We start from the raw sequence: 7,429 nt of genomic DNA, 5'->3' as shown, positions 1-7,429 counted from the left end.
GGTCATGATGGCGGCTTCTACCTCGGCGGGGTAGATGTTCATGCCGCCGCTGATGATCATGTCCTTCATGCGGTCCACGGCGTACACGTAGCCGTCCTCGTCGAACCGGGCAAGGTCGCCCGTGTGCAGCCAGCCGTCGCGGATGGCTTCGGCCGTCTGATCGGGTTTGCCCCAGTAGCCCTGCATCAGGGTCGTGCCGCGCAGCAGCTTTTCGCCGACCACGCCGGGGGGGACATCCTGGCCCTTCTCATCCACGATGCGCACCTCGATCCCAACGGGGGGCAGGCCGCCGGCGCCCGCCTTGGCCGCGTGTTCCTCGGCCGTGAGCATGACGCCCCCTGGGCCCATCTCGGTCAGGCCGTACATGCCACAGAGCTGAAGGCCAGGGAAGGTCTGCTGAATCTGTTCCAGAAGTGCCAGCGGCATCGGGGCCGCCCCGTAGGCTCCGACGGCCAGCGAACTGACATCCCGCGCCGCCACGCCGGGGACGCGCAGCAGGAACTGGTACATGGTCGGCGGCCCGAAGAACACCTGAATCCGTTCACGTTCGATGGTTTCGATGACCTGCACGGGGTCAAAGCCGGGCAGGACGACGTGGCAGCCTGCCAGCAGGGTGGTGCTGTTCAGGAACAGGTTGAGCTGGGCCGAGTGGTACAGCGGCGCCACATGCAGCGTGCGCGGCCGCTGAGGCATTCTGGTCACGATGGCGCACATGGTCGCCACGCGGTGCAGGACGGCGTGGGACATCATGACACCCTTGGGCTTGCCGGTGGTGCCGCTGGTGTACAGGATTTCGGCCAGTTCGTCCTCTGCCGCGCGGTTCTGGATGGGGTCGGCAGGGGCCGCCGCCATCTGCGCGGTGAAATCGTCGTCTCCGCCTCCGCCCAGTGCGAAGAAGCGCAGCTCAGGCAGGCCAGCCGCGACCCGCTGCGCGAGTTCGGTCAGCCCCAGGCCCACCAGCAGGACTTTCGCGCCGGAATCGCGCAGCAGGTGGTCGACTTCCGGGCCCGCCGAACGCGGGTTGATGGTCACCAGCACGCCGCCCACCTTGAAGATGGCGTGTACGGCCACAACGAACAGGTCGCTGTTACCCGAGTACAACGCCACGCGGTCGCCCGGCTGCACGCCCGCGGCCATCAGCACGTGCGAGGCGCGGTTGACTTCCTCTCCGAGTTGCTGCCAGTTCAGCCGCCGCTCGCCGTACACCAGCGCGGGCCGCTGCGGAAAGTTACGGACATTGCGGTCAAAATCGTCAATGAGGGTCATGTCGGTTCTCCTGTAGGGGTCAACGGGGAGCCATTCTGATGGCCCCGTCCAGGCGGATGGTTTCGCCGTTCAGCATCTGGTTTTCAAAGATGTGCGCCACCAGCGCGGCGTACTCGTCGGGGACGCCCAGGCGGCTGGGAAACGGCACCTGCGCCCCCAGCGAGTCCTGCGCTTCCTGCGGCAGACCCTGGAGCATCGGCGTGAGGAACAGCCCCGGCGCAATGGTCATCACCCGGACGCCGCTGCGGGCCAGGTCGCGGGCAATCGGCAGGGTCATGCCGACCACGCCGCCCTTACTGGCCGAGTACGCCGCCTGTCCGATCTGACCGTCATAGGCCGCGACAGACGCCGTATTCACGATGACGCCGCGCTCGCCGCCCTCGCCGGGTTCGTTCTCCAGCATGGCCTGGGCCGCGAGGCGAATCACGTTGAACGTGCCGATCAGATTGACCCGGATGACCCGCTCGAACAGTTCCAGCGGGAAGGGGCCTTTTTTTCCGGCAGTGACGGCCGCGTTGCCGATGCCCGCACAATTGACCGCGCCGTGAATGGCCCCGAAGCGTTCCCGCGCCCCGTCAATGGCCGCCTGCACGTCACTTTCGCTGCTCACGTCGGCGGTAAAGGCCAGCCCGCCGAGTTGACCCGCCATCTCGGCTGCGTCCTGACGGTCAAGGATGATCGGGTGCCCACCACGCCCGGCAATCATGTGAGCGGTGGCGGCGCCGAGACCCGAGGCGCCCCCGGTGACCAGAATAGCTTTGCCCTGAACGTTCATGCCTGTCCTCCTGTCCACTGATGACCTTTGTACTGCTCACGGATTTCGCGCTTGAGGTACTTGCCCGTCGCGCCAATGGGAAGCTCCTGCACCATCACGAAGTCGTCGGGAATCCACCACTTGGCGACGTAGCTAGCGAGGTATTCGCGCAGGGCGGCGGGGTCGGGCGCCTCACCTCTGGGAATCACTAGGGCCAGCGGGCGCTCAGTCCACTTGTCGTGCGGTACGGCCACGACTACAGCCGCCGCTACATGCGGGTGGCCCATCAGCGCGTTTTCCACTTCTGCCGAGGAAATCCACTCGCCGCCCGACTTCACGAGGTACTTGGCGCGGTCTTGCACCCACATCTCGCCGCCCGCAGAAAGGGTGGCAATGTCGCCGGTATCCAGCCACAGTTTGCCGCCGCGCTCGACAAAGTCGCTCGTGCGTCCCCGCTTGTAGTATTCGCCCACCACCCAGGGGCCACGCACGAGCAGGCGGCCCATCGTCTCGCCGTCATGCGCCACATCCTTGCCGTCGTCGTCGATCAGGTCAACCTCGACAAAGGGCACCACGCGGCCCTGCTTGCTGCGGTGAGAAAAGCCCTCCTCGCTGACGGGATCAATGCCTGCGGGCACGTTGCTGCACGTCGCCAGCGGGCTGGTTTCGGTCATGCCCCACGCCTGCATCACGTGAACGCCGTGCCGCCAGTGGAACGCCCGCATCAGCGCGTCGGGCACGGCCGTGCCGCCGCAGCCGACTTTGCGCAGGTGGGACAGGTCGTAGTTGCGGCTTTCCTCCTGTGCCCGGTCGAGTTCTTCGAGCAGGCCCAGCATCACGGTGACCACACCCAGGCAGAACGTCACTTTTTCCGTTTCCAGCGTCTGCGCCACCGTCTTGCCGTCGTTGAAGATGCCGGTAAACACCAGGGACGCCCCGAACATCAGCGCGATGTGCGGCGCACCCCAGGCGTTGGCGTGGAACATCGGCACGATAGGGTACACCACGTCCCCCTCCCCCACGTTGAACGCGTCGCGGCTGCCGCCGGCCAGCGCGTGCAGCATCAGCGAGCGGTGGGTGTACAGCACGCCCTTGGGGTTGCCGGTGGTGCCTGAGGTGTAGCACAGCATGGCGCCCGCCTTTTCATCCAGTTCGGGCCAGGGGTAGGTTACGGGGTGAGGTGCGATGAAGTCCTCGTAGGCCCTTAGCCCGGCGGGAGCCTGCGCTCCGAACACCACTACCGTTCTGAGCGCTGGGCAATTCGCCTGGAAGGCTGGCAGCATCGGCAGGAACATGGGGTCAAGCAGCAGCACTGTTGCACCCGAATCGTTCAGAATCCAGACCAGTTGCTCCACGGGCAGCCGGATATTAAGCGTATGAATAACCGCGCCCATGCTGGGAATGCCCAGGTACGCTTCTAGGTGGTAAAAGGAGTTGACCGCTAGTGTCGCTACCCGGTCGCCAGCCTGCACGCCGGCGCCGCTGAGCGCCCCCGCAAGCTGCGCCGCACGCTGGGCTACTTCACGGTAGGTGGTGTGGTGCTTGACAGGCACGGGCTTTCCCGCTGCGTCCTGCCCGCCCACGAGCAGCGAGGTGACGGTTTGCTGCGGAAACAGTTGCAGGCAGCGCGGCAGCAGCGCCTGGGTGGTGAGGTGAACGTCCATCATAGGGAGACCTCCGAATATAGGCGAGAAGAAAAAAGTGGAGGCCGCAGCAAAAGCGCGGCCTTTTTGTTGTTGGCTTTAGTTGGGCAGTCCGCTGTACATGCCGCCCGAGAGGTCGACTCCCGGCGCGGCGCTCAGGCTGGCGGGCGGCTCGAAGCGGGGGCCGTGCTTGGCGGCCAGTTCACGGGCGCGGGCCACGAAGTTTTCCCGTCCGGTCTGCTCGATGAACTGGTGCGCTCCGCCGGTCCACACCGGGAATCCCAGGCCCATGATGCTGCCGATGTTCAGCTCGCGGGCTTCGGTCAGGGTGCCCTGGTCGGCGACGTGCGCGGCGTCCACGGCCTGCGCGTACAGGAAGCGGTCACGCAGCTCCTGCATGTCGTACTCACCGCGCGCTTTCTGGGGGTACAGGTCTTTCAGGCCGCTCCACAGCCGCTTGGGCTGGCCCTGCGGGTAGTCGTAGAAGCCCTGGCCCTGGCTGCGGCCACTGCGGCCCAGTTCCACCAGTTTCTCCAGTACGGCCATGCCGGGGTGGCGCTCAGTGGGGGCGACCCCCGCTTTCTTGGCCGACGCCTCGACGTGCAGGGGCAGGGTCAGCGTCACCTCGTCCAGCACCGCCAGCGGGCCGACAGGCATCCCGGCTTGCAGCGCGGCGTTCTCGATGACGGCCGCCGGAATCCCCTCGGCCAGCATGGCCGCGCCCTCGTTGACGTACTGGCCGAACACGCGCGAGGTGTAAAAACCACGGGCGTCGCTGACCACAATCGGCGTCTTGCCGATCTGCGCGGCAAAGTCCAGCGCCTGCGCCACGGCCTCTGGACCGGTTTCCTTGCCCTTGATGATTTCAATCAGGGGCATCTTGTCCACCGGGCTGAAGAAATGCAGGCCGATGAACCGCTCGGGGTGGGCGCTGGAACGGGCCAGGTCGGTGATCGGAATGGTGCTGGTGTTCGACGAGAACAGCCCGCCGGGACGCAGCTTGGGCTCGGCCTTCTTGGTCACGTCGGCCTTGATGTCGGGGTCCTCGAAGACCGCCTCGATGATCAGGTCGCAGCCCTCCAGGTCGTCGTAACTGGTGGTCGCTTTGATGCGGCCCAGCGTCTCGGCCTTGCGTTCCTCGGTGACCTTGCCGCGCTTGATGCCCTTGTCGAGCAGGTTTTCACTGTACGCCTTGCCCTTGTCGGCCCGGTCCTGGGCAGTATCGAGCAGCACCACTTCGATGCCCTTGGTCGCCGCGCTGTAGGCGATACCTGCGCCCATCATGCCTGCGCCCAGAATGCCCAGTTTCTGCACCTTGAACCGGGGGATGTCCTTGGGCCGCGCCGCGCCGCCCTTGATTTCATTGAGGCCCGTGAACAGCGTGCCGATCATGTTGCGGCTCACCTGATGCAGCGCCAGGTAGGTCAGGTAGCGCGACTCGATGCGCAGCGCCGTGTCGAAATCCACCGCCGCGCCTTCCACCGCGCAGCCCAGCACGGCCGCGGGGGCGGGCATGGTGCCCTTGGTCTTGGCGATCAGCATGGCCGGGGCGACTGTCTGCACCTGCGCCAGCTGCGGGCTGTACGCCCTGCCGCCGGGAATCCGGTGGCCCTTCACGTCCCAGGGCTGCACCGGGGCCGGGTTGGCGTCTATCCAGGCCAGCGCCTGCCGGGTCGCGGCCTCGCTATCTGGGGCCAGTTCGGCCAGGCCCAGCTTCGCCAGGTCGGCGGGCCGCATCAGCTTGCCTTCCATCAGGTAGGGGCCAGCGGCCTGCACGCCCAGGTGCCTGACCATGCGGGTCACGCCGCCGCCACCGGGCAGCAGGCCCAGCGTGACTTCAGGCAGACCGAGCTGGATTTTGGGGCTGTCCAGCACCACGCGGTGATGGCAGGCCAGCGCTACCTCGAAGCCGCCGCCCAGCGCCGCACCTTCGATAACGGCCACCACGGGTTTGCCCAGCTTCTCGATGCGCCGCAGCTGCGCCTTGATGCCCTCGACCATGTCGAAGAGTTCCTGCGTCTGCTCTTTTTTGGCGGCCATGAACATGTTCAGGTCGCCGCCCGCGAAGAACGTAGGCTTTGCCGAGCGCAACACGGCACCCTTGACGCTGTCCTTGTCGGCCTCCAGCTTATCCAGCGCTTCCCGGAAACTGGGAATGAAGCTGGTGTCCATCAGGTTGACGGCCCCGGGCCAGTTCATGGTCAGGGTGGCGACGTCGCCGTCTTTTACGTATTCAACGTGGTTGCTCATGCGTCCGCTCCTTTAGCCGGGGCGGTAAAATCCGTGACCCGCTCGATGATGACCGTGTTGCCCATGCCGCCGCCCACGCACAGGGTGCACAGGCCGTAGCGCTTGTCCTGCCGTTCCAGTTCGTCCAGCACGGTGTTGATGATGATGGCCCCGGTGGCGCCCAGCGGGTGCCCCAGCGCAATCGCGCCGCCGTTCACGTTCAACTTGTCGTGCGGCACGTTCAGGTCCTTCATGAACTGCATGGGCACCACCGCGAACGCCTCGTTCACCTCGAACAGGTCGATGTCCTCGACGCTCAGTCCGGCGGCGGCCAGCGCCTTCTGGCTGGCGGGTACCGGGCCCGTGAGCATGATGGTGGGTTCGGTTCCGACCCGGCCGATGCTCACGATGCGCCCGCGCGGTTTCAGGTTCTGCTTGCGCCCGGCTTCTTCAGAGCCCAGCAAGATCAGCGCCGCGCCGTCCACGATGCCGCTGGAGTTCCCGGCGGTGTGGACGTGGTTGATGCTCTCGACTTCCGGGTACTTGAGCTGCGCCACGGCGTCGAACCCGGCGGCTCCCGTGTCGGCGAAGGCGGGCTTGAGTCCATTCAGGCTCTCTTTCGTCGTCTCGGGGCGCAGGTACTCGTCCCTGTCCAGGATGGTCAGGCCGTTGATGTCCTTGACCGGCAGGACGCTCTTCTCGAAGTGCCCGGCTTTCTGCGCGGCGGCGGCCCGCTTCTGGCTTTCCAGGGCGTAGGCGTCCACGTCGTCACGGCTGAAGTCTTCCAGGGTGGCGATCAGGTCGGCGCTGACGCCCTGCGGCACAAAGTGCATGTGTATCGCGCTGATGGGGTCCATGTACGCGCCCATGTCCGATCCCATCGGCACGCGGCTCAGGCTTTCCACGCCGCCCGCCACGATCAGGTTTTCCCAGCCGCTCCGGATGCGTCCGGCGGCCTGCTGCACGGCTTCGAGTCCCGACGAGCAGAAGCGGTTGAGCTGCACGCCCGGCACCCCCTCGTCCCACGAGGACAGCAGCACGGCGACGCGGGCAATGTCGAAGCCCTGTTCCATCAGCGGCGTGACGCAGCCCAGAATCACGTCGTCCACCTGCGTGGTATCGAGGTTGTTGCGCTCCTTGAGGCCTTCGAGCAGCCCGACGACCAGTTGCGCGGGTTTGACCTCGTGCAGTGAACCGTTGGCGCGGCCCCGGCCACGTGGCGTGCGCACGGCGTCGTAGATGTAGACCTCTTGGGTCGTGGTGGATGTATGGGTCATGGTGTCTCCTTGAGTGGGGTGGGTCAGGGGTTGGAAATGGCGTGCAGGGGCAGGTCGTGCTCCTGGGCCAGGCGGTTACAGTCCTCGACCGTCATCTCGCTCAGCACGTCGTCCGGGTTGCGCCCGGCCGCCACGGCGCTGGCGCGCACCTTGTCCACCTGCAGCTTGGTGCTGGCCTTGTCCCGGCCGCTGATGAACACGCACTCGGCATGCTGCCCGGCGAACACCAAGCCACGCTCCGAAGTGCCGGCCTGGAACAG

5 protein-coding genes and 1 pseudogene are annotated in these 7,429 nt (G+C 66.2%); all 6 read right to left on the bottom strand.

Annotated features, from left to right (window positions below):
* A partial coding sequence (locus QZ271_RS13100; RefSeq protein ID WP_291432193.1) for an AMP-binding protein occupies positions 1 to 1,266 on the bottom strand: 1,266 nt, incomplete at its 3' end.
* A 19-nt stretch (positions 1,267 to 1,285) separates the two neighbouring features.
* Positions 1,286 to 2,041: a 3-hydroxyacyl-CoA dehydrogenase gene (locus tag QZ271_RS13095; RefSeq protein ID WP_291432191.1), complete on the bottom strand. Its 756-nt coding sequence runs from the start codon at positions 2,039 to 2,041 to the stop codon at positions 1,286 to 1,288.
* On the bottom strand, positions 2,038 to 3,687 hold the full coding sequence (locus QZ271_RS13090) for a long-chain-fatty-acid--CoA ligase (protein WP_291432189.1): 1,650 nt from the start codon (positions 3,685 to 3,687) through the stop codon (positions 2,038 to 2,040). The genes QZ271_RS13095 and QZ271_RS13090 overlap by 4 nt, the downstream gene beginning before the upstream one ends.
* Before the next feature lie 75 nt (positions 3,688 to 3,762).
* Positions 3,763 to 5,913 carry a 3-hydroxyacyl-CoA dehydrogenase NAD-binding domain-containing protein gene (locus QZ271_RS13085; protein WP_291432187.1) on the bottom strand — a complete coding sequence of 717 codons (2,151 nt, stop codon included), beginning with the start codon at positions 5,911 to 5,913 and terminating at the stop codon, positions 3,763 to 3,765.
* Entirely contained in the window at positions 5,910 to 7,169 is a 1,260-nt protein-coding gene (locus QZ271_RS13080; RefSeq protein ID WP_291432185.1) for an acetyl-CoA C-acetyltransferase, read from the bottom strand. The genes QZ271_RS13085 and QZ271_RS13080 overlap by 4 nt, the downstream gene beginning before the upstream one ends.
* A 23-nt stretch (positions 7,170 to 7,192) precedes the next feature.
* A pseudogene (locus tag QZ271_RS13075) lies at positions 7,193 to 7,429 on the bottom strand (hypothetical protein); the annotation flags it as partial.

It is taken from the genome of Deinococcus sp., from assembly GCF_018260555.1.
Classification (GTDB): domain Bacteria; phylum Deinococcota; class Deinococci; order Deinococcales; family Deinococcaceae; genus Deinococcus.
The sequence above is the reverse complement of the archived record's forward strand: the minus strand, read 5'-3'. Positions and strand labels throughout refer to the sequence as shown.

Bases quoted from the DNA above. Each gene is read 5' to 3' on its own strand.
- QZ271_RS13095 (WP_291432191.1), bottom strand. From the start codon at position 2,041: ATGAACGTTCAGGGCAAAGCTATTCTGGTCACCGGGGGCGCCTCGGGT.
- QZ271_RS13090 (WP_291432189.1), bottom strand. From the start codon at position 3,687: ATGATGGACGTTCACCTCACCACCCAGGCGCTGCTGCCGCGCTGCCTG.
- QZ271_RS13085 (WP_291432187.1), bottom strand. From the start codon at position 5,913: ATGAGCAACCACGTTGAATACGTAAAAGACGGCGACGTCGCCACCCTG.
- QZ271_RS13080 (WP_291432185.1), bottom strand. From the start codon at position 7,169: ATGACCCATACATCCACCACGACCCAAGAGGTCTACATCTACGACGCC.